Below are 19,616 nucleotides of genomic sequence, written 5' to 3'. Positions count from 1 at the left end.
GTCTATATACGCAGGTATATAGCCTTGCCGGAGTCTGCATGATCCTCCTCGTTCGAATGCTGCTGGTTCTCGCATTTTCCAGCTTTATGGTGACCGGCCATGCATCCGCGCAGGAGCGGGGACCGCTGGTCCTGGCCGCCGTGAGCATGCAGGAAGCCCTGACCGACGCTGCCAATCGCTGGGCGGCCTTGAACCATCCGCGCCCCGTCCTTTCGTTTGCCGCCTCTTCCGCGCTTGCACGGCAGGTTGAAGCCGGCGCGAAGGCCGATCTGTTCGTTTCGGCGGACGAAGAATGGATGGACTACTTGCAGGGCAAGGCGTTGCTGCGGGCGGGAACGCGGGCGCGATTGACCGAAAACAGGCTGGTGCTGGTGGCTCCGGGAACGAGCGCGCTCAAGCTGCGTATCACGCCGGGTTTTGCACTGGGCCGCGCACTGGGCAGCGGACGCCTGGCGCTGGCTGATCCGGCGACCGTTCCGGCGGGCCGCTATGCCAAGGCCGCGCTGGAACGGCTGGGCGTCTGGCGCGACATCGCGGGGCGGATCGTGCCTGCCGAAAATGTTCGCGCGGCATTGGCGCTGGTGGAACGCGGGGTGGTGCCGCTCGGCGTGGTCTACGCCACCGATGCGCGCGCATCGGGCAAAGTGCGGGTGATCGGAATGTTTCCCGCCAGCAGTCATCCGCCGATCACCTACCCGGTGGCGCTGTTGAAGACGTCGAGCCATCGCGAGGCCGAAGCGTTTCGCCGATTCCTCATCTCGCGCGAAGGCCGGACTATCCTTGCCCGCCGAGGCTTTGGTGCGCGCTGAATGACGCTGGGACCGGAGGAATGGGAGGTCGTCCGCCTTTCGCTGAAGGTCGGCGCCGTCGCGGTTGGCCTGTGTCTGCCGCTGGCATTCGCTCTGGCGTGGGCGCTGGCGCGGGGGCGCTTTCCCGGCAAGGTCGTGCTCGATGCCCTGGTGCATCTGCCGCTGGTCCTGCCGCCCGTGGTCATGGGATGGCTGCTGCTGATCGCCTTCGGGCCGCAAGGGCCGGCCGGGCGCTGGCTTGAAGCGTGGTTCGGCATGACGTTCATGTTCCGCTGGACCGGCGCGGCGCTGGCGGCTGGGGTAATGGCGCTGCCGCTGATGGTACGGGCGATGCGCCTGTCGATCGAAGCGGTCGATCCCCGGCTGGAACAGGCAGCGATGACACTGGGCGCATCGCGCTGGCGCACGTTCCGCACGATCACCCTGCCGCTGGCTTTGCCCGGCGTGATTGCGGCGACAGTCCTGGGGTTTGCGCGGTCGCTGGGCGAATTCGGTGCGACGATCACGTTCGTTTCGAACATTCCGGGTGAGACCCAGACCCTGCCGCTGGCGATCTACAGCGCGCTTCAGGTTCCCGGAGCAGAGCCGCAGGTCGTCAGGCTTGCGGTGGTTTCGGTCCTGCTTTCGCTGGCCGCGCTGATCGTGTCCGAAGCGCTCGCCCGGCGTACGGGAAGGGGCGGCCATGTCCTTTGAAATACGTGTGCAGCGGCAACTGGGCGATGCATCCGTATCGGCGGATTTCGACGCCGGGGCAGGCCTGACCGCGCTGTTCGGCCCTTCGGGTGCGGGCAAGACATCGCTGCTGAACATGGCCGCCGGGTTGTTGCGGCCCGATGCCGGGCGCATCGCGGTGGGTGGCGAAGTCCTGTTCGACAGCGCGGCAGGCATTGATCTTTCGCCGCAGGAGCGGCGCGCGGGGTATGTGTTTCAGGACGGGCGTCTGTTTCCGCACATGCGGGTGCGCGACAACTTGCGTTATGGCGCGGACCGTGCCCATGGGCAGGCGTTGATGTCGCTGGAAGATGCGGCGGATTTCCTGGGTATCGGCGCCTTGCTTGAGCGCTGGCCCAAGACGCTGTCGGGTGGAGAAGCGCAGCGTGTCGCCATCGGGCGCGCGCTTTTGAGCGGCCCGCGTTTTCTGCTGATGGACGAGCCTCTGGCGGCGCTGGATCGTTCGCGGCGCGAGGAAGTCCTGGCCGTGATCGAGCGTTTGCGCGACGAATTGCGCTTGCCGATCCTCTACGTCAGCCATGACCGCGCGGAAGTCGTGCGGCTGGCTGGGCTGATCGTCGAAGTCTGAGAGCGCACGGTTGACGAGGAGGCGCGGAATCATCGGGCGCAAGAAAGTTGGCAACGGTGGGTATTTTTGACGCCGGTCAGTTGACGAAGGCGCGCTTTTGGCCAAACCGGGCGGAAAGCTGGGAGGATTCGAATGGCTGGGAATACGCAGATGGAACGTGCGGATGTCATCATTGTCGGCGCAGGCCATGGCGGGGCGCAAGCGGGCATTGCGCTGCGTCAGAACGGTTTTGAAGGTCGTGTGCTGGTCATCGGGCGCGAACCCGAAATTCCCTATGAACGTCCCCCGCTGTCCAAGGAATATCTTGCCCGCGAAAAGACCTTCGAACGCATCTGCATCCGCCCTGCGCAGTTCTGGGTCGACAAGAACATCGAGATGAAGCTGGGTACGGAAGTCGTCTCGCTCGATCCGTCTGCACACACTGTGACGCTGAGCGACGGCTCGCAAGTGGAATATGGCAAGCTGATATGGGCGACCGGCGGCGATCCGCGCCGTCTTTCGTGCATGGGCGCCGAACTGGCCGGTGTTCACGCCGTGCGTACCAAGGAAGACGCCGACCGGCTGATGACCGAACTTGACGCCGGAGCCAGGCGCGCGGTGGTGATCGGCGGTGGCTATATCGGTCTGGAAGCAGCCGCGGTGCTGACCAAGTTCGATGTGCATGTGACCCTGCTTGAAGCGCTGCCGCGTGTGCTGGCGCGCGTGGCGGGTGAATCGCTCTCGGAATTCTACCAGGCCGAACACCGCGCCCATGGCGTCGATCTGCGCACGGGTGCGGCGATGGACTGCATCGAAGGCGATGGCACCAAGGTGACCGGCGTACGCATGGCAGATGGATCGGTGCTTCCCGCTGACATCGTGATCGTCGGCATCGGCATCATCCCCTGCATCGGGCCGCTGATCACGGCGGGTGCATCGGGGGGCAACGGCGTGGACGTGGATGAATTCTGCCGCACATCCCTGCCCGATATCTATGCGATCGGCGATTGCGCGGCGCATGCCAACGATTTTGCCGACGGCGCGGTGATCCGGCTCGAATCGGTGCAGAATGCCAACGATATGGCGACGGTTGCAGCCAAGGATATCTGCGGCGCGCCTGTGCCTTACAAGGCAACGCCGTGGTTCTGGTCGAACCAGTATGACCTCAAGCTGCAAACGGTTGGGCTTTCGACCGGCCATGACAACGCCGTGCTGCGCGGCGATCCGGCAACGCGCTCGTTCTCGGTGGTCTATCTCAAAGCGGGCAAGGTCATTGCGCTCGATTGCGTGAACATGGTCAGGGATTATGTCCAGGGCAAGAAACTGGTCGAAGCCCGCGCCCAGATCGCGCCCGAATTGCTCGCTGATGCCAGTGTGCCGCTGAAGGAAATGGCGACGTAGGAATTTGCTCGCGCAGAGGCCGCAAAGACCGCAGAGTTAAGGGCAGGTCGCGTCGCGGCGGAGTTTTACAGCAAACTCTGGCCTGATGTCCGAATTGTGCCAGCGCCTATGCGCTGTTTCTCTGCGGTCTTTGCGCGAACATTTTCAAAGCCCACCGTGCCGCATCTGCCACCGCTGGATCGGCATCGTCGAGCAATGCGGATACGGGCGCCAACAACCGCAGATCCCCGCTGTTGCCTGCGGCATAAAGGCAATTGCGGACCATGCGGTCGCGCCCGATCCGCTTGATCGGGGAACCGCTGAACACCTTGCGGAATGTCGCATCGTCAAGCGTGAGCAGTTCCGCCAGTCGCGGTGCGGCCAGTTCCGCGCGGGGCAGGAACGCGCGGTTGGCCTGTGCGCTGGCGGCAAAGCTGTTCCATGGACAGGCGGCAAGGCAATCGTCGCAACCATAGATGCGGTTGCCCATCGCGGCGCGGAACTCCTCTGGCACCGGTCCCTTGTGTTCGATCGTCAGATACGAAATGCAGCGCCGCGCATCGAGGCGATAGGGCGCTGGGAAGGCCTGCGTCGGGCAGGCGGCCTGGCAGGCGGTACATGATCCGCAGCGGTCTGGATGCGGCTGGTCCGGGGCAAACTCCAGCGTGGTGTAGATCGCGCCGAGGAACAGCCAGGAACCGTGCGTCCGGCTGACAAGGTTGGTGTGCTTGCCCTGCCAGCCAATCCCCGCCATCTGCCCCAGCGGCTTTTCCATCACCGGCGCTGTATCGACGAAGACCTTGACCTCTTCGCCCGGTGCCTGCGCCACCAGCCAGCGCGCGAGCGCCTTGAGGTTGCGCTTCACCACGTCATGATAATCGCCGCCTTGCGCATAGACTGAAATGCGTCCGCGATCGGGATGGGCTTCGAGCGCGCGCGGATCGGCGGCGGGGGCATAGCTCATCCCCAGCGCGATCACGCTGCGCGCCTGCGGCCACAGCGATTGCGGCCCGCGTCGGTGGTGGAGCCGCGTCTCCATCCATTCCATCGTGCCGTGGTGGCCATCGCCCAGCCATTGTTCCAGCCGCGCGCCAAGCTGCGGATCATCGGTGGCAGGCGCGATTCCGCAGGCGGCAAAGCCAAGGCGCGCGGCCTCCGCCTTCAGCCGGTCCATCAGAAACCCTGTCGCGCCGTTAACCAACCTTGCTGCCTCGCTCGTTCATCCGCTATCGCTAGGGCCATGATCCATGAAAATCGAGCTAGGGGAATGGCCCGTGTCCGGCAACGGCGTTGAGGCCCACGGCGTAGAACTCGCGATCGAGGCGCGCGGTCTGGTCAAGCGCTTCGATGGCTTCACCGCCGTCGATGGCGTGGATATTTCGGTGCCCAAAGGCTCGATCTACGGTATCCTTGGGCCGAACGGTGCGGGCAAGACCACCACTTTGCGGATGCTTCTGGGCATCATCGATCCCGATGAAGGCTATCGCCGCGTACTTGGCTGCGAACACCCCACGGACGTTGCGCGCCGCATCGGCTATCTTCCCGAAGAGCGTGGACTCTATCCAGCGATGAAAGCCTATGAGGCGATTGCCTTTCTGGCCGCCCTGCGCGGGGTGCCGCTCAAGGAAGGGCGCCGCCGGGGCCGCGAAATGCTGGAAGAGCATGGCTTGGGCTATGCCGCAGACCGCCAGATCCGTCAGATGTCGAAAGGCATGGCGCAGCAGGTCCAGTTGCTCGGCACGCTGGTCCACCAGCCCGATCTTGTCGTGTTCGATGAACCCTTTTCAGGTCTCGACGCGCTTAACCAGGGCAAGCTCGAACGCATGATCCGTGCGCTGGCAGAGCGGGGCACGACCGTGATTTTCTCGACCCACGTCATCGCCCATGCCGAACGGCTGTGTGATTCTGTCGCGATCATCGCAGGCGGCAAGGTGCCCTTCGCAGGCCCGGTCGACGTGGCGCGAGACCGCTTGCGCCCGCAGGTGCGGCTGGAAACGCGTGCGCAGGACGGCCCTTGGCGCGCGGCACTGCCCGCCGATGCGCGGCACGAAGGCGCATTGTGGTATTTCACGCTGCCTGAAACGGGCGTCGAACCGTTGCTGCGCGCGCTGATCGAAGGCGATGCGGGCATTCTCAGCCTGTCTATCGAGCGGGCAGGACTGCACGATGCCTTCGTTGCCATCGCGGGCGAGGCGGCGGCAAGGGCGCTTGAAGAAGAGGGGGGCGAAGCCCGATGACCGGCCTTTCCGAAAAGCTGCGCGCGGCGCTGGTAATCGCCCGGCGCGATTTCGTGGCGGTGATCTGGTCCAAGACCTTCATTTTCTTCCTGATCGGCCCGGCGTTTCCGGTGCTCGTCGGCGGGCTTGCCGGGAACATCGGCGCCAAGGTCCAGCAGAACGTCGATCGCCCGACCATCGGTCTGGCGATGAGCGGTGCCGACGCCGACCGGATGCTGGCGGCCCGCGAGGAGCTTTCCGGCCGTCTTGCCGGAACGATCCCGCAGGTCGTCGTGATCCGGCGGTTGGAACCAGGCGAACAGTTTGACGCCCGCGCCGCATTGGCGGACAGCGGCCGGCAGGTGACCGCCGTGGTGGGGGGGACGCTCGATGCGCCGACCCTGGCGGGTCCGAAGGAACGCGTGCGGCAATGGGTGGGGCTTGTCTCGAACCTTGCCGCCCATGCGCGCTCTGGCACGGCCATGGTCTATCCCGATGTGGCGGTGGAGGAGGTGACCGGCAGCGTCGCCAAGGTACGGACCGGCCAGGCCTATACCGCGCAGGGCGGGCAAGTGCTGCTGTTCCTGCTGACGATGCTGCTTGCAGGCATGGTCCTGTCCAATCTGGTCGAGGAAAAGGGCAACAAGATCATTGAGGTGCTGGCGGCGGCCATTCCGATGGATGCGATGTTCATGGGCAAGCTGTTTGCGATGCTTGGCGTCAGCATGGTCGGCATCGTGGTGTGGGGTGCGGTTGGCGGGGGCCTTGTGCTGGCAGGGGGGCAGGGGTTGCCCACAATGGCCACGCCTGCGGTGGGCTGGCCGCTGTTCCTCGTGCTGGGCTTCCTCTATTTTGCCATGGCCTATCTCCTGATGGGATCGTTGTTCCTGTCCATCGGCGGCATGGCCAGCACCGTACGCGAGGTGCAGACGCTGTCGATGCCGGTTTCGATGTTCCAGCTGATGGTGTTCTTCTTTTCCAGTTATGCACTGACGGCGGCGGGCACCTGGGTCGAATGGGCATCGTGGATTTTCCCCGTCAGTTCACCTTATGCCATGCTGGCGCGTGCGGCGCAGCATGAAGAAGTCTGGCCGCATCTGGTGGCACTGGGTTGGCAGGTACTATGGGTTGTGCTGATCGTGCGCGCAGGCGCGCAGATGTTTCGCCGGACAGTGATGAAATCCGGCCCTTCGCGGGGCAGGACATCGCGCGGGCGCGTTTTTTCCCGTCTGTTCGGCCGATCCGCGCAAAATCGCCGGAAGGCTTGAAAGACGGCAATTTCTTCTCACCTATGATATTCATCACGACGGGAATGGCGGGCTGTGGTTAGTCTTTGCCATGTCTTGCCGGTGGGCCACCGCCCCCCGGGTTTCTCACCCTTCCGGCCCATCGGCAGGACACACCAAGGTTGCCGCAATGATGCATGAACCGGTTTCTCGATATGTGCCCCGCCGTCGCTTTCTGGCCTTGCTGGGAGCGGGCGTCGCGATGCCGCTGGCCAGTGCCTGCAGCGCAAAGCCCGCGGCCAAGGGCACCTTCCCGATCCAGAAGACCGAAGCGGAATGGAAGCGGGTGCTGACGCCCGAACAATTCTATATCCTGCGCGAGGAAGGCACGGAACGCCCCGGCACGTCCGCACTGCTCAAGGAAAAGCGCAAGGGCACCTTCGTCTGTGCGGCAGATGGCAGCGCGCTGTTCGCCTCGTCCACCAAGTTTGAGAGTGGCACCGGCTGGCCCAGCTTCTGGAAGCCGCTGCCGCGCGCGGTGGGGACAACCACGGACCGTTCGTTGGGCATGTCCCGCACCGAAGTGCATTGCGCGCAGTGCGGCGGCCATCTGGGCCACGTTTTCAACGATGGGCCTCAACCCACCGGGTTGCGGTATTGCATCAACGGCGATGCCCTGAAATTCCGGCCTGCCTGATTCAATTCGGGCGGCCAGATTTTCCCGAAGCAAAGTCATTGACGCTAAATGGCGATCTGCCATCGGGAAATCGTGCGCAAGTTTCTCGCCATTGTTTTCCTGCTGCTCCCGTTGCTGTGGCTCACCTGGGCATGGAAGCCGCTTCCGCCCGATGGGGACAGCAGCCGCGTCCGCGTTGACTGGCTGACACCCCAGGTCCCGCCTGCGGAACGGGCAGCACTGGGTGCGTTCACCTTGCAGGGACTTTGGCGGTTGCAGTCCGACAATCAGCGCTTTGGCGGATATTCCGCGCTGGTAGCGCTGCCATCGGGCCATTTCCTTGCCGTCAGTGATCGCAATGGCTGGCTGGGCTTCGGCCCGCAGCTTGGTGCTGGAGCGCACGTAATGCCTACCGGGCGGACGCTGGTGCGAAGGTTGCGCAAAGGGCCGAATGAATCCTTCGACGTCGAATCTGTCGTGCGCGATCCGGTGGATGGCTCGCTCTGGACCGGGCTGGAAAGCGAGTGGCACGTCGCGCGGATTGATCCTGAAACAGGACTGGCGGGCTTCCATGCAGTGCCGCCTTTGGTTGACTGGCCCGAAAACGGAGGCGCCGAAGCGATGGCGCGGCTGGCCGACGGGCGTTGGATCATGCTGTGCGAATCGTGTGGCGGCGGACGCGGGGGGCTGCATCTGGGGCTGCTGTTTGCAGGCCGTCCCGGCCTGTCGCCCTCGCAGAAATTCGGGATATTGACACCTGCGGGGTTTGATCCGGTCGATATGGCGCCGCTGCCCGATGGGCGCCTGCTGATCCTGACGCGCGGCTTCAACCTGTTTCCGCCCCGCTTCACCAGCCGTATCGTGCTGGCAGACATGGCGACGATCGATCCAAAGCGCCCACTGGCAACGCAGGAACTTGCCCGCATCGAAGGCCCGGCCTTGCGCGAAAATTACGAGGGCATGGCGATTCGAACGGAGGCGGACGGGCGCGTGGGAGTCTGGCTCATTTCGGATGCCAACGATACGGCATTCCAGGAAACGCGGGTGATGCAACTGTGGCTTGATCCGGCCAGACTGCCGCCGAAGGAATGAACCGCACAGACCAAAAGCCCCCTTTCCGCGATGGGAAAGGGGGCTTTTGAAATTCGTCCCTTGCGGGAGGCAGGTCTTAGGCTGCGGTCGCCTTGACCAGGTCGCGCTTCACCTTGAGGGCGCGCGAGCTGAGCTTGGTGTCCGACTGCTTGAGCAGCCAGTTGTCGAGACCGCCGTTGTGCTCGACCGAGCGCAGGCCGTGCGTCGAAACGCGGAACTTGAAGCTGCGATCCAGCTTCTCGCTCATCAGCGTGACGTTCTGCAGGTTGGGCAGGAACAGGCGCTTGGTCTTGTTGTTGGCGTGACTTACGTTGTGACCGACTTGGCGGCCCTTACCGGTCAGTTCGCAGATACGCGACATGGCTAAAACTCGCTTGGCTGTTCGATAACACTTATCGGGAAGGCGCGGCTCTTATCGATTCAACGGGCGAAGTCAAGGATTCGCACGTTGCGAAATGCCGTGGCGCGCATTAGCGCCAGCCCATGACCCGCTGGCCCCTTCCCGAACCGATGCGCGCCGCGCTGGATGAAGCGGCGCGCGCGCGCGATGAAGGCGAAGTGCCGATTGGCGCGGTCGTGGTCAAGGACGGCCGGATCGTCGCCCGCGCGCACAACCGCCCGCGGGCGCAATGCGATCCCACCGCCCATGCCGAAGTGCTGGCGATTCGCGCTGCTGCCACGGCGCTGGGGCAGGAACGGCTCGACGATTGCGACTTGTGGGTCACTTTGGAGCCTTGCGCGATGTGCGCAGGTGCGATCGTTCACGCGCGCATTGTCAGGGTGTACTACGCGGCGCCCGATCCCAAGGGCGGCGCGGTGGAGCATGGGGCGCGCCTGTTCGACCAGCCCGCCTGCCTGCACCGCCCCGAAGTCTATCCAGGCATGGGCGAGGCTGAATCGGCCGACCTGCTGCGCACCTTCTTCCGTGAACGAAGAGGATCATAGGCGGCTTGCAATGCGGCCATATCAGCGCCAATCAGCCGCGATGCGCGTTGCCTTGTACGAACCTGAGATTGCCGGAAACGTGGGGGCGGTGTTGCGTCTGGGCGCTTGCCTGGGGGCGGCAGTGGATCTGATCGAGCCGATGGGATTCCAGTGGGACGATCGCCGGGTCCGTCGAACGGCCATGGATTACATCGATCATGTAACTATCGCGCGCCATCCCGATTTCGCTGCGTTCACAGCAAAGGTCAGCCCTCACCGGCTGATCCTCTTCACCACGAAAAGCCAGCAAACACTTTATGACTTCAGCTTTCGCCCAGACGATGTCCTGCTGTTCGGCAAGGAAAGCGCAGGCGTACCCGGTGCTGTGGCCGATGCCTGTCACGCCTGCATCCGCATACCGATGCGGCCGCAGGTACGCTCGATGAACCTTGCCACGGCGGCAGCCCTGGCTCTGGGCGAGGCATTGCGTCAAACGCAACAAGCAGGATCATGAGTCTTGCATATCGGCGGCATTTCGGCAGCCGCGTTTGCGTAAAATGCAACTTACTTTGCTGTAAACGCACTTGTGATAGCGGCAGTCATTGAGCAAACAGGACAGGCCTTTCAGGCATCCTCTCCCAAACTTTCAAAGGGGCCGACGCAAGTTGGCCCCCTTTTTTTGCCGATCAGGGAAGCCGCGTGGTTTTCCCATGGGTGTGGTGTTGGCAAAATTGGCGCCATCGCAGGCAATGGGCACCTGTCAAGACCAGTCCGGCGCCTCTTTGCAGCGCCGGACCGGAATCAGGCTATGCGTCCCACAGCACGTGGATCGCATCAGGTCCACGCATGTTCAGGCCGCGAATCTGCGGGTGGGGATAGGCCGGGTCGAAACGCAGGTTCGGCAAATCGAGCATCGCATCGAGCGCGACTTCAATTTCGGCCAGTGCCATATGCATGCCCATGCACATGTGCGGGCCGAAGCCGAAACTGAGCAGCGGGCGCATCGGCCGCTTCAGCCACAACCGGTCAGGATCTTCGTAGGTTTCAGGATCGCGGTTGGCCGATGCGATCGAGAGCAGGACCGCGGTGCCCTTGGGAATGACCTGTCCGCCCACTTCCATGTCACGCGCAGCAACGCGCGCCACGGCGCCAGCCGTAGGATCGCGGCGCATCGTTTCCATGACCGCCTTGGGGATGAGCTTACGGTCCTGCCGTACTTCGTCCAGCACATCGGGATTTTCGAGAAGCTGGACCATCATGTTGGCAAAGCTGCGCGTGGTCGTCTCACCGGCAGCAAGCAGCAGCATGCGGATAAAGGCGGCGATTTCGGCGTCGGTGAAGCGCTTTCCTTCGTGTTCCACCTGCATCATGTAGCCGAGGATGTCTGCGCGCATTTCGCCACGCGCACGGTACGCCTGAACGATCGGCAGCAGCGTGTCATACATCGATTGGCCCGCAACCATCGATTGGGGAATGGTGATCTTGGCAACTTCGGGGTCGGTTTGCGGCGCGGCGACGACCTGAATCGCCCAACTGGCAAGGTTGCCCAGCAGGTCCTCGTCATGGGGAAAGCCGAAATAGGCGTACATCGCCCGGATCGGGAACGGCAGGGCGAATTCGCGCAACAGGTCGGCCTTGCCCGCAGGACGCAATTTGGCGATGAATTCCTCGACCACGACCGGGCGGATCAGCGTGTCGATCAGCTTGCGGATCTCGCTGCGCATGAAGGGCTTCTGCAAGGTGGCGCGGAACTTGTCGTGTTCCTCCCCGTCCATCGCGGTCAGCAGCATGTTGTCCACCGCCGCACCGAAGCCGTCACCCACGATATAGCTCTGCCAGTCAGCCGGGTTCATCAGGACCTGATGGATGTCCTTGTACCGCAGCAAGGTCACGACAGGACGGCCGGACATCATGTAGTCGGCCATTGACGGGATATTGTTCTGGATCAGGAGATCGCCGTGCATCACAGGGCATTTCCCCCGCATTTCGGCAAACATCGGATAGGGGTTGCTCGGTGCCTTGCCGGAATAGCCGTTGGTCACCAGAGAATAGTCGGCGACCATCTGGTCGAGCATGGCTTCGTTCTTGTTCATCGTTTCCACTCGTTCCCTACGCCCGCAGGCGAAACTGACGCCTGATCGTTCTAGTCCGCACGGCCATCTGCCTGAAGGCAAGTCTTTTGAATGCCGTAAAGCGCTTGCGCGCCGGGATGGCAAAGTTCGGACGCTCTGCCCGGAGACCGGGTCAGCGGAAATATCGCGCAGGTTTGCGTAAGCCGAAGTGCGATGTGCAGGAAACAGCTGCGGCCTGTTGCCATCCGTCCGGTTGCGCGACCGGAACAGTCACGGCCACTACGCTACACGCCATCTGAAAGGCGTGGGACAGCACGGTGATGGTGCGTTGCCGGACCGGGCGGAATCCTGTCACGGGCAACATGTTGCTGTTGCCGCGCGCAGGATTCCCGTCAGTGGATCAGTAGGCGCCCGGAGGCGAGATCGGGGTAGCCCCGGTAAGGTTGCGGCCAAAGATTTCATAGCCGATTGCGGGGATGTTCTGGATGTGGCGAAGGCCCATCGAAACATCCTTCCAATAGCGCGAAATCGGCTTGTCGAGCGAAAAGGCCGAACTTCCTGCAAGGAACATCAGCGATTCGCTCGCCTGATGGGTCAGCTCGATCAGTTTGCCGCACTGCCCCCGACCGCGAGCCTTGGTCTCAAGCGTAAGCTCGGCACCGAGGCCAACCGCGTCGAGTTCTGCCGTCAGGTCGAACAGAATCAGCTTGGCAGTTTCGATCAGGGCAGCAGCTTCGCCCAGATCCCGCATGTAAGCCCCCGAACTGGTGCGCGGGCCGATGATCGTGGTCAGCACCGGCTTTTTGGGTGCTTCCGCACGAACGATTTCGAACATCGCCTCGACCGCGCCAATAAGCTGGGCGATCCCCGTGGTGCGGACTACAGGCACGGCGGGAAGCAGATCGGATGGCGCGCCGAAATGGCGCTTCGTCCGGTCGATCTGGCCGGCCCGCTCGTCCATCAGCACCATTTGCGCATCGGGGATGAAGACATCCGTGGCAATGCTGGTATCGGATCCTGTGCCCTGCATGCCCGTGACATACCAGGAATCCTTGATGGTAAGGTCGCTGAACGGGATGTAGCACATCGAAATTCCGGGTACGACCGGCCCTTCGTAGCCCTCAAGCACCACGCCCTGCTGTGCCCAGGTCGATTGGCGCGACCCGGACGTATATGGCCAGGCACCGTTGATGATCCAGCCACCGTCCACCTTGCGGGCCTTGCCCGGAGGATTGTAGGCACCGCACACCGCAGCCGGGCCGTTGGCAAATACCGCATCCTGCACACCATCGGGCGCAAGGCTGGTGATCCAGCTGGTGCCGTTCACGATCTGCACAACCCAGCTGATTGCCGGATCACCCTTGGCGATCTCCATTTGCACACGGCAGAAATCGGTGGGTGAAAGACCGAACCCGCCCAGCCGCTGGGGCAGGAGCATGCGCAGGAAGCCTTCTTCCTTGAGCATCCGGTCCACCGCCTCTGTAGGATTGCGTCGCCGTTCGCCTTCGGGCGCCTGCTCCATCAGAAAGGGGCGCAACTCTTTCGCCCGCGCTACCAGCGCATCGGCGGTTTCCTTGCTGGCCCAGGTCGACAGACCCTCGTTCGTTCTGGGCAACGATGCGGTAGCCATCTCCATTTTCCTCTCTATCTAAATCACATCTATCTAAATCAGGCGTGCTGTCGCGCGACGCGACGCACCCAATTCTCTATAACTTCCGGCGCTTCGTCCCACCGCATCGTCCAGGCTTCGGTGGCCGGGACAAGCAAGGTGCTCAACTGGAGCCGGACCAGGGTTTCGACGAATGCCTCATGGTCGAGTTCGGTCCCGATCAGGCTTTCGAAATGCGCGAACGTCGGCTGGAGCGCGGCGCTGACTGCGGCATTGTAGCGCGCAAAGCGACTGCGAAAGAACTCCAGATGGAAGCGCGGTTCCACTTCAAACACACGATCGGGTGAGTTTTCGTTGGTATAGCGCGAGTAGAATTGCATGACGCGGCGAAAACGTTCCGTCGGATCGGTGATGCCGTTGGCACAGGCGGCAAGACCAGTTTCAAACCCGACGCAGACGTATTCGGCCACAGCAGCCAGAACATCGTCCTTGTTCGAGAAATAGCGGTACAAGGTGCCGCGCGAAACGCCGCTGGCCTCGATGATGTCGCTCATCGAAAGGCGCCGGATTCCCCGTGCTGCAATCGCATCCAGTGCACCGGAAAGGATCTTGATGACGCTGGGCGTCAATTCAAGTTCGCTGCCGGGACCAATCGTTGCAATGGGTTCGTCCGGTATGAATTTCATGCCCCGTCCTTTTCCATTTCTTCGAGATTATGCGGAATGCTGACGTAACCCGGCAGGTGTTGGCCCCCGTCGACATTGATCATTTCGCCCGTGACGAACCGCGACATTTCCGAAGCAAGGAACACCACGACCGGACCGATATCCTTTTCCGGATCCCCCGCCCGCTTCAGCGGGTTGGTCGATGTGGCCATGTCGAGAAAGCCCGGAACGTCCTTGACCAGTTGCGCGAAAACCTGACCCATTCCGGTTGGGGCGATCGCGTTGACACGGATGTTGAACCGCCCCCATTCCACGGCTGCGCTGCGCGTCAGGCCGAGAATGCCCATCTTGTTGATGTTGTAATCGCTATGCAGCCACGCGCCGGTATTGGCATCGATGGAATAGAAATTGACGACGCTGCCACCGCCGCGCTTCTTCATGTGGGGCATGGCTGCCCGCATTGCCCACCATGTGCCCCAGACTCCCATTGCAAGGGTATCTGCGAGCATTTCGTCGGTCTTGTGTTCCAGCAGCACGTTGGGCGAAAGTTGCGAGGCATTGGTCACCAGCGTGTCCAGCCCGCCAAATTCATCGACGGCGCGCTGGACCATGGCTTCAACCTGCTCCTTCGAGCGCATGTCGGCGGACATGCCAATGGCTGCCGTGCCAAATTCGGCGCGGATTTCTGCGGCCACGGCTTCGGTAGCCGCACCATCGCGCCCGGTAATCAGGACCGATGCCCCTTCGCGGGCCATGCACCGGGAGATGCCATGGCCAAGTCCCTTCGCACCGCCGGTGACGATGACGACCTTGCCCTCAAGCAAGCGGTTCATGCAGTTTCTCCCACGATCTTATCCATTTCCATGCGTTCTTCGCACTTGTCACACGTCAGCACATAACCGCGAACCACGTTTGCCTGATCGACGAAAACATATTTCCCGCCAGTCTCGTCGTCCTCGATCGTGCGCCATTCTCCGACCGTTGCGGCACCAGGCGGCAGCAGATTGATCGGATAGAGCGTTGTCTTGACCTGAACCGAAAGCGGCGGAAAACGCATCGCTGTCGGTGTTCCCAGCGCACCGGGCGCAATGGCCCGCGCTGCGGCCATGATCGGCGTGACATAGGCCGATAGCCCGTGGGGGTATTCCGCACAGTCTCCGATGGCGAAAATGGAAGGATCGCTTGTCCGGCCAAATTCATCGACGCGGATGCCACGTCCGACATCAAGACCGGCCTCGCGCGCCAGATCCACCTTTGGACGTAACCCCACCGCCGACAGGACAAGGTCTGATTCAATCACGGTGCCATCGTCGAGACGGGCGACATAGCCCGGCGTTCCTTGCCGATAGTCGATCGTCTCGACCCTGCGGCCAAGGTGCCAGTCAACGCCCTTGTCAGCCAGAGCATCGCGGACCCGTTCGCCCACTTGCGCAGGCACGAGTTGCGCCAGCGGCTGCGGCATCAGGTCGACGACTGTCGCATTGTATCCGCTCGAAACCAGATCATTGGCAAATTCAGTGCCAACCAGACCTGATCCGATCACCAGAACGCGCCCGCCTTCGGGCAGTTCACGGCGAAACCTGTCGTAATGATCGAGCTGGTTGACGGCTATGGCGCGGTGCGCGGCCTCGCCACCGATCGGCGGGACAACAGGCTCGGCACCTGTTGCCAGTATCAGCGCATCGTAAGGGATGGGACCACCGGTGGTCAGCAGAGCCTTTGCGTTACGATCGATCGCCTCGGCTTCACGGCCAATGCGCGCATCGAGCCTGAGGTTGGCAATCATCTTTTCCGCTGGCGTTGTCACCAGGGTTGCCGCGTTCTTGCCTTTGGCCAGGGCCGTGGACAGCGCAGGCTTGGAATAGAAGTGGCCGGATTCGCCGGTCACCAATACCAGCCGGGCTTCGGGGGAAAGCCTGCGCAACTCGCGCAGGACCCCGAAGCCGGCAAGACCGCTTCCGACGACGACGATGGTTGGGGCAGCTTGGCCCGTCATAGCGATCAGAGGAACACGGCGAAGTTGGACATGCCGAGCACCGCCTGATCGACGATGATCTCACGCCGGGCAAGCTTGTAGATACCGTCAACATCGCGCCATATGTCGCGGCGTTCGGCGGTCATCTGCTCGTTGTGGGGATTGTCGCCACGGCTGCGCTCAAGGAACAGATAGCTGACAACTTCGTATTCGCCTGCCGCTTCGGTTTCGCCGATACGCACGTTGGTCACGAAGCGGCGGCAGCGCGAGGGCGGGTCTTCGGCCCAGGCGCTCTTTTGCATACGGCCGGTGCGCATCAGCAAGGAACCGTAATCCTCGTCGAAGTGGAACATCGTCCGCATCACATCGCGGTCACGATGTGCACCGGTACGCGTCAGCCGGATTGGCGCCTGATAGATGATGTCCTGCGCAAGCATCGCTACCCAATCGTCGAACCGGCGCTCGTCGAGAAGGGCAGCCTCGTCGTAAAGCGTTTCGAGGATGCGGTTGTAGATTTCCGAACCCAGCGGAACGCGGACCTTTGCGGTAAGGCCGCGCATGATGGTGGTGGCGTCTGGAGCGGCGGTCGATTTGGTGATCCAGGTCATGTCTTGTCCCTCGCTCAGGCTTCGCTCATCAGATCGTAATAGGCCATCCACCAGTTCCACTGCGTGTCATCCTTGGTGAAGCCGGGATAAAGCAGGCCTTCACCCACCCAGCCTTCAGGCCGTTCATGGCCGTGCAGGGCCTGATACTTCAGGGTGATGTCCTTGCTCACTGCGCCACGCGCATTGCGCATGATCACGGGCCATACGTCGGCGTCGTCCTGTTCGATCACGCCCGAAGTGCCAGTGTTCCAGATCGAATTCTGAAGCATGTCGCGCTTCATCTGTTCCGGCGCGTCCTTTTCGGCGAAGATGTAGTTGATGAACTCCACCTTGTCCGGGCCTTTGGGCATGTAGGTGTGCAGCGTCAGCGCACCCGACGAACCGCCATCGGTGCGCGGTGCGAAGATGAACGCGATCAGCACGTTCGGGAACATGCCGCCAACCTGCGGCGGAATTGTCGCAAGCTGGCGAACCTGGTCTTCACTGAGGTTCTTGAACAGCTGCGGAATCATGTCCTTGGTGATGCCGGGAGGCGTCAGCAGATTGAGGCGCTCTTCTGTCGACTTGCCTTCGAACGGCACGTCGGCAAACATCTTGAATGTCTTTTCAGCTTCAAGGCAGCGCAGCGAGTGGCCCTGCTTGCAGGAAACATCGACACCATACATGCCGGGAGCCTGATCGTAGATCGTTTCGGCCGTGCCGCCCATCACGCCACCTTCCATCAGCGAGCGATGGAGCGTCAACGTGTGGAAGCCGTCCGAGCCGGACTGTTCGCCCGGAACCTTCCAGTTGCAGGGCAGCACGAAGCGCTGCGGCGGGCCAAGCAGTTCCAGGCCGTTGTCCGTGCGGCAGAACAGCTGGTCGAGGTAGAACTTGATGTCGCCTAGGTATTCTTCGAACGAGGGGCCATCCACATTCCACGTTGCGAAGATCAGGCCGCCGTAAAGGTAGACCCGCGCCTTTTTCAGGCCGAGCGTGGACTTGTCGACATCGTTGCCGTGCATCTTCTCTTTTTCGACCGGCGCACCGATGAAATCGCCGTTCGGGCGGAACGCCCAGCCGTGGTAGATGCACTGGTGAATACGCTTGTTGCCAGCCTCACCCAGGCACACACGCATGCCGCGATGCGGGCACACATTCAGCGAGACATGAACGTCGCCGTCCTGTCCGCGAGCGACGATGACATTGTCTTCGGCCATGTCGCGCACGATGAAATCACCGACGTCGGGAATCTCGCTCTCGTGGCCGAGAAGCAGCCAAGTCTTGGCGAAAATCCGTTCCATTTCATGATGATAAAGCTCTTCGTCGGTCATTACCCGCAAAGACACTTCATTCGTATCACGTTTGACGAGATCGTCGAGCGACGTTCCATCACGCAATACCAGGCTGGTTTTCTGGAGCATGGCAGCTTCTCCTCGGGGGTTCTTTTCTATCTGATTCGAGATATACATATTGTATGGAAGGTGTTCAACATGTAAGTTGAGGCGTCACGAGCATACGGAGTTTCGCCATGAGCGGAGAGGGAAAGTTGAAGGTTGTCATTAACAAGCCTGCGTGCTGCGGCTACGGAGTTTGTGCAGAAATCTGCCCTGAGGTCTACAAACTGGACGAGAACGGCATCGTCTATGTCGATGAGGAAATCGTGCCCGAAGGCCTTGAGGATCGCGCTCGCGAAGGCGCCGATGCCTGTCCGCAGAACGCCATAAAGGTCGTCCCTGCCTGAGGGATCGATGCCGCGCTGCATGATGCGGTGACTTGCTTCAGGGGATTCAATTCAGGAGATTCGGGGGCGGCCAGTATCTGACTGGCCGCCCTTGCCTTGTTTGTGCCTTGTTTATGCCGGTGGCCGTCCGGGCGCTTCCATCCAGACATCGCGCGACGGGCTTCCTTCGGTATGGAAGCCCACCCACCCTTGGCATGTCTTCGGCATTTTCCGTCCCGAAAGATAGGCGCGATCTCGAACAGGGCCGCAATGTCCTTTCCGAAGGTAGGTTGCACATTCGGTGATAGCCCTGAAAAGCCGCCCCGAACACAAGTTGGCGCGCAGGCGCAGTTGGTGCTCAGACATAAACCACCGCTACATGCGGATACTATTTTGGAGAATTGACATGGCTGGACGTATCCCGCCCTTCACTGAAGCAGACTTCACGCTCTCGGCTGAAAAGCGCGCCGAAATCACCGAAGGTCTGACCGAACGCCAGGCGTTCATGGTCAACCAGTGGATGAATCTGCACGACAAGCTGAACGTGGGTGACTGGAGCGGCTTCGACCAGTTCATGGACAAGTCGAAGATGACTTACGACAACCCCAATCGTCCTGATCTCGGAACGTTCGAGCAGTGGTCGACATCGCCTGTCGCCCTCTACAAGACCTTCCCGCCCAGCCTTTATCGCACGCTCAAGGCGTGGGGCCGTGGCGACGACGAAATCTGCGTACTGTGCCACCACCACGGCAAACACACCGGCGGCCCTTACATGGGCGTCCAGCCAACCGGCAACCAGCTCGACGTGCTCTGGTTCAGCTGGATCAAGTTCGACGGCGACAAGATCGTGCACATCTACTCGATCTCCGACGTGCTCTCGATGCTGATCGACCTCGAAGTGATCGAAGCGCCGCAGCCGGTGGATCCCTACAAGTAAGACGGTCTTCCGCTCAGGAAGCGTCTGTCGATGCATTGGGGGGAGGCCGCAAGGCCTCCCCCTTTTGCGTTGGCAACCAATCAAGTCCGATGGCGGCAGGGGCATGTGCCATTGCCTGCCGCTCCCCCGCCCCGTGCGGCTTGCGCACCCTGTCCAAGGGAAGGCGCGCTTCAGTGTCTCGTGCCGATGATGCGAAGGGGCATGGATGCAGGAGATCGCGATGGAGGAAGGGCTGGAAACCAGGGCGTTTGTCCGCAAGATCGCCCGAAACCCAGCGTTTGCAGCCCATTGCGGAATTTGTGAGCAGGCCGGAACGCCTGTCGTGAGATCTGCGCCATCTGCGTGGAAGCGGTGGTCGAAGGTCGGAAATGTTTTGATGCAGGTAAAGTTGTCGCATGGCCCAGCGTGATCGCACAACGACCGCAAGTGTCTTGTCCGACGTTGCC

At 62.0% G+C, this 19,616-nt stretch carries 21 protein-coding genes; 12 read left to right on the top strand and 9 right to left on the bottom strand.

What is annotated here, in order from left to right:
- Nucleotides 1–38: 38 nt before the first annotated feature.
- The 4 genes from modA (at nucleotide 39) to LUA85_RS16945 (ending at nucleotide 3,489) form a co-directional block, all read left to right on the top strand.
- Nucleotides 39–809, top strand: coding sequence for a molybdate ABC transporter substrate-binding protein (modA, locus tag LUA85_RS16960; protein ID WP_231471531.1), 771 nt, complete (start codon nucleotides 39–41; stop codon nucleotides 807–809).
- A complete protein-coding gene (gene modB / locus LUA85_RS16955) occupies nucleotides 810–1,502 on the top strand; it encodes a molybdate ABC transporter permease subunit (protein WP_231471530.1) in 693 nt (230 codons plus the stop codon).
- A complete protein-coding gene (locus tag LUA85_RS16950) occupies nucleotides 1,492–2,109 on the top strand; it encodes a molybdenum ABC transporter ATP-binding protein (protein ID WP_231471529.1) in 618 nt (205 codons plus the stop codon). The genes modB and LUA85_RS16950 overlap by 11 nt, the downstream gene beginning before the upstream one ends.
- A gap of 132 nt (nucleotides 2,110–2,241) precedes the next feature.
- Nucleotides 2,242–3,489, top strand: coding sequence for an NAD(P)/FAD-dependent oxidoreductase (locus tag LUA85_RS16945; protein ID WP_371823700.1), 1,248 nt, complete (start codon nucleotides 2,242–2,244; stop codon nucleotides 3,487–3,489).
- Between the two features lie 106 nt (nucleotides 3,490–3,595).
- Here LUA85_RS16945 and queG read toward each other — a convergent pair whose 3' ends face one another.
- Nucleotides 3,596–4,642 (bottom strand): tRNA epoxyqueuosine(34) reductase QueG, encoded by a 1,047-nt coding sequence (queG, locus tag LUA85_RS16940; protein WP_231471528.1) that lies wholly within the window; start codon nucleotides 4,640–4,642, stop codon nucleotides 3,596–3,598.
- A gap of 73 nt (nucleotides 4,643–4,715) precedes the next feature.
- Between queG and LUA85_RS16935 the strand changes: the two genes are divergently transcribed.
- From LUA85_RS16935 to LUA85_RS16920, 4 genes are all read left to right on the top strand, one after another.
- Entirely contained in the window at nucleotides 4,716–5,705 is a 990-nt protein-coding gene (locus LUA85_RS16935; RefSeq protein ID WP_231471527.1) for an ABC transporter ATP-binding protein, read from the top strand.
- Nucleotides 5,702–6,952: an ABC transporter permease gene (locus LUA85_RS16930; protein ID WP_231471526.1), complete on the top strand. Its 1,251-nt coding sequence runs from the start codon at nucleotides 5,702–5,704 to the stop codon at nucleotides 6,950–6,952. The genes LUA85_RS16935 and LUA85_RS16930 overlap by 4 nt, the downstream gene beginning before the upstream one ends.
- A gap of 151 nt (nucleotides 6,953–7,103) precedes the next feature.
- Entirely contained in the window at nucleotides 7,104–7,607 is a 504-nt protein-coding gene (msrB, locus tag LUA85_RS16925; protein WP_231471919.1) for a peptide-methionine (R)-S-oxide reductase MsrB, read from the top strand.
- 48 nt (nucleotides 7,608–7,655) lie between these two features.
- Entirely contained in the window at nucleotides 7,656–8,678 is a 1,023-nt protein-coding gene (locus LUA85_RS16920) for an esterase-like activity of phytase family protein (RefSeq protein WP_231471525.1), read from the top strand.
- 76 nt (nucleotides 8,679–8,754) lie between these two features.
- Here LUA85_RS16920 and rpmB read toward each other — a convergent pair whose 3' ends face one another.
- Nucleotides 8,755–9,039, bottom strand: a complete 285-nt coding sequence (gene rpmB / locus LUA85_RS16915; protein ID WP_231471524.1) for a 50S ribosomal protein L28 — start codon at nucleotides 9,037–9,039, stop codon at nucleotides 8,755–8,757.
- Between the two features lie 122 nt (nucleotides 9,040–9,161).
- On the opposite strand from rpmB, the gene LUA85_RS16910 reads away from it, so the two are divergent.
- Nucleotides 9,162–9,623: a nucleoside deaminase gene (locus LUA85_RS16910; RefSeq protein ID WP_231471523.1), complete on the top strand. Its 462-nt coding sequence runs from the start codon at nucleotides 9,162–9,164 to the stop codon at nucleotides 9,621–9,623.
- Nucleotides 9,624–9,663: 40 nt separating this feature from the next.
- Complete coding sequence (locus LUA85_RS16905; protein WP_231471522.1) at nucleotides 9,664–10,116, top strand: tRNA (cytidine(34)-2'-O)-methyltransferase; 453 nt, start codon at nucleotides 9,664–9,666, stop codon at nucleotides 10,114–10,116.
- Between the two features lie 292 nt (nucleotides 10,117–10,408).
- Here the strand turns inward: LUA85_RS16905 and LUA85_RS16900 are convergent, their stop codons facing one another.
- The 7 genes from LUA85_RS16900 to LUA85_RS16870 form a co-directional block, all read right to left on the bottom strand.
- A complete protein-coding gene (locus LUA85_RS16900; RefSeq protein ID WP_231471521.1) occupies nucleotides 10,409–11,695 on the bottom strand; it encodes a cytochrome P450 in 1,287 nt (428 codons plus the stop codon).
- A gap of 379 nt (nucleotides 11,696–12,074) precedes the next feature.
- A complete protein-coding gene (locus LUA85_RS16895; protein WP_231471520.1) occupies nucleotides 12,075–13,304 on the bottom strand; it encodes an acyl-CoA dehydrogenase family protein in 1,230 nt (409 codons plus the stop codon).
- Between the two features lie 38 nt (nucleotides 13,305–13,342).
- Nucleotides 13,343–13,969, bottom strand: a complete 627-nt coding sequence (locus tag LUA85_RS16890) for a TetR/AcrR family transcriptional regulator (protein WP_231471519.1) — start codon at nucleotides 13,967–13,969, stop codon at nucleotides 13,343–13,345.
- The gene (locus LUA85_RS16885; protein ID WP_231471518.1) at nucleotides 13,966–14,781 is read right to left on the bottom strand and encodes an SDR family NAD(P)-dependent oxidoreductase; all 816 of its coding nucleotides are present in this window, start codon (nucleotides 14,779–14,781) and stop codon (nucleotides 13,966–13,968) included. Before LUA85_RS16885 ends, LUA85_RS16890 begins: the two co-directional genes overlap by 4 nt.
- A complete protein-coding gene (locus LUA85_RS16880) occupies nucleotides 14,778–15,944 on the bottom strand; it encodes an NAD(P)/FAD-dependent oxidoreductase (RefSeq protein WP_231471517.1) in 1,167 nt (388 codons plus the stop codon). The genes LUA85_RS16885 and LUA85_RS16880 overlap by 4 nt, the downstream gene beginning before the upstream one ends.
- Before the next feature lie 5 nt (nucleotides 15,945–15,949).
- Complete coding sequence (locus LUA85_RS16875) at nucleotides 15,950–16,531, bottom strand: 3-phenylpropionate/cinnamic acid dioxygenase subunit beta (RefSeq protein ID WP_231471516.1); 582 nt, start codon at nucleotides 16,529–16,531, stop codon at nucleotides 15,950–15,952.
- Between the two features lie 14 nt (nucleotides 16,532–16,545).
- A complete protein-coding gene (locus LUA85_RS16870; RefSeq protein WP_231471515.1) occupies nucleotides 16,546–17,934 on the bottom strand; it encodes an aromatic ring-hydroxylating dioxygenase subunit alpha in 1,389 nt (462 codons plus the stop codon).
- Nucleotides 17,935–18,041: 107 nt separating this feature from the next.
- On the opposite strand from LUA85_RS16870, the gene LUA85_RS16865 reads away from it, so the two are divergent.
- Both LUA85_RS16865 and LUA85_RS16860 read left to right on the top strand, forming a co-directional pair.
- On the top strand, nucleotides 18,042–18,254 hold the full coding sequence (locus tag LUA85_RS16865; protein WP_231471514.1) for a ferredoxin: 213 nt from the start codon (nucleotides 18,042–18,044) through the stop codon (nucleotides 18,252–18,254).
- Nucleotides 18,255–18,639: 385 nt separating this feature from the next.
- Nucleotides 18,640–19,170, top strand: a complete 531-nt coding sequence (locus LUA85_RS16860) for an ester cyclase (RefSeq protein ID WP_231471513.1) — start codon at nucleotides 18,640–18,642, stop codon at nucleotides 19,168–19,170.
- The last annotated feature ends 446 nt before the right edge of the window (nucleotides 19,171–19,616 follow it).

Origin of the sequence: Novosphingobium sp. CECT 9465 (genome assembly GCF_920987055.1) — a bacterium.
Lineage (GTDB): Bacteria > Pseudomonadota > Alphaproteobacteria > Sphingomonadales > Sphingomonadaceae > Novosphingobium.
Note: the sequence above shows the minus strand (reverse complement) of the source record. Positions and strands in the feature narration are given on the sequence as shown.

Excerpts from the sequence above, each read along its gene's own strand:
- LUA85_RS16860 (WP_231471513.1), top strand. The coding sequence starts at position 18,640 with ATGGCTGGACGTATCCCGCCCTTCACTGAAGCAGACTTCACGCTCTCG.
- modB (WP_231471530.1), top strand. The coding sequence starts at position 810 with ATGACGCTGGGACCGGAGGAATGGGAGGTCGTCCGCCTTTCGCTGAAG.
- LUA85_RS16930 (WP_231471526.1), top strand. The coding sequence starts at position 5,702 with ATGACCGGCCTTTCCGAAAAGCTGCGCGCGGCGCTGGTAATCGCCCGG.
- LUA85_RS16885 (WP_231471518.1), bottom strand. The coding sequence starts at position 14,781 with ATGAACCGCTTGCTTGAGGGCAAGGTCGTCATCGTCACCGGCGGTGCG.
- LUA85_RS16950 (WP_231471529.1), top strand. The coding sequence starts at position 1,492 with ATGTCCTTTGAAATACGTGTGCAGCGGCAACTGGGCGATGCATCCGTA.
- LUA85_RS16905 (WP_231471522.1), top strand. The coding sequence starts at position 9,664 with ATGCGCGTTGCCTTGTACGAACCTGAGATTGCCGGAAACGTGGGGGCG.
- LUA85_RS16900 (WP_231471521.1), bottom strand. The coding sequence starts at position 11,695 with ATGAACAAGAACGAAGCCATGCTCGACCAGATGGTCGCCGACTATTCT.
- LUA85_RS16895 (WP_231471520.1), bottom strand. The coding sequence starts at position 13,304 with ATGGCTACCGCATCGTTGCCCAGAACGAACGAGGGTCTGTCGACCTGG.
- LUA85_RS16945 (WP_371823700.1), top strand. The coding sequence starts at position 2,242 with ATGGCTGGGAATACGCAGATGGAACGTGCGGATGTCATCATTGTCGGC.
- modA (WP_231471531.1), top strand. The coding sequence starts at position 39 with ATGATCCTCCTCGTTCGAATGCTGCTGGTTCTCGCATTTTCCAGCTTT.
- LUA85_RS16910 (WP_231471523.1), top strand. The coding sequence starts at position 9,162 with ATGACCCGCTGGCCCCTTCCCGAACCGATGCGCGCCGCGCTGGATGAA.
- LUA85_RS16920 (WP_231471525.1), top strand. The coding sequence starts at position 7,656 with ATGGCGATCTGCCATCGGGAAATCGTGCGCAAGTTTCTCGCCATTGTT.
- LUA85_RS16935 (WP_231471527.1), top strand. The coding sequence starts at position 4,716 with ATGAAAATCGAGCTAGGGGAATGGCCCGTGTCCGGCAACGGCGTTGAG.
- LUA85_RS16875 (WP_231471516.1), bottom strand. The coding sequence starts at position 16,531 with ATGACCTGGATCACCAAATCGACCGCCGCTCCAGACGCCACCACCATC.
- LUA85_RS16870 (WP_231471515.1), bottom strand. The coding sequence starts at position 17,934 with ATGCTCCAGAAAACCAGCCTGGTATTGCGTGATGGAACGTCGCTCGAC.
- rpmB (WP_231471524.1), bottom strand. The coding sequence starts at position 9,039 with ATGTCGCGTATCTGCGAACTGACCGGTAAGGGCCGCCAAGTCGGTCAC.
- queG (WP_231471528.1), bottom strand. The coding sequence starts at position 4,642 with ATGGACCGGCTGAAGGCGGAGGCCGCGCGCCTTGGCTTTGCCGCCTGC.
- LUA85_RS16880 (WP_231471517.1), bottom strand. The coding sequence starts at position 15,944 with ATGACGGGCCAAGCTGCCCCAACCATCGTCGTCGTCGGAAGCGGTCTT.
- LUA85_RS16865 (WP_231471514.1), top strand. The coding sequence starts at position 18,042 with ATGAGCGGAGAGGGAAAGTTGAAGGTTGTCATTAACAAGCCTGCGTGC.
- msrB (WP_231471919.1), top strand. The coding sequence starts at position 7,104 with ATGCATGAACCGGTTTCTCGATATGTGCCCCGCCGTCGCTTTCTGGCC.
- LUA85_RS16890 (WP_231471519.1), bottom strand. The coding sequence starts at position 13,969 with ATGAAATTCATACCGGACGAACCCATTGCAACGATTGGTCCCGGCAGC.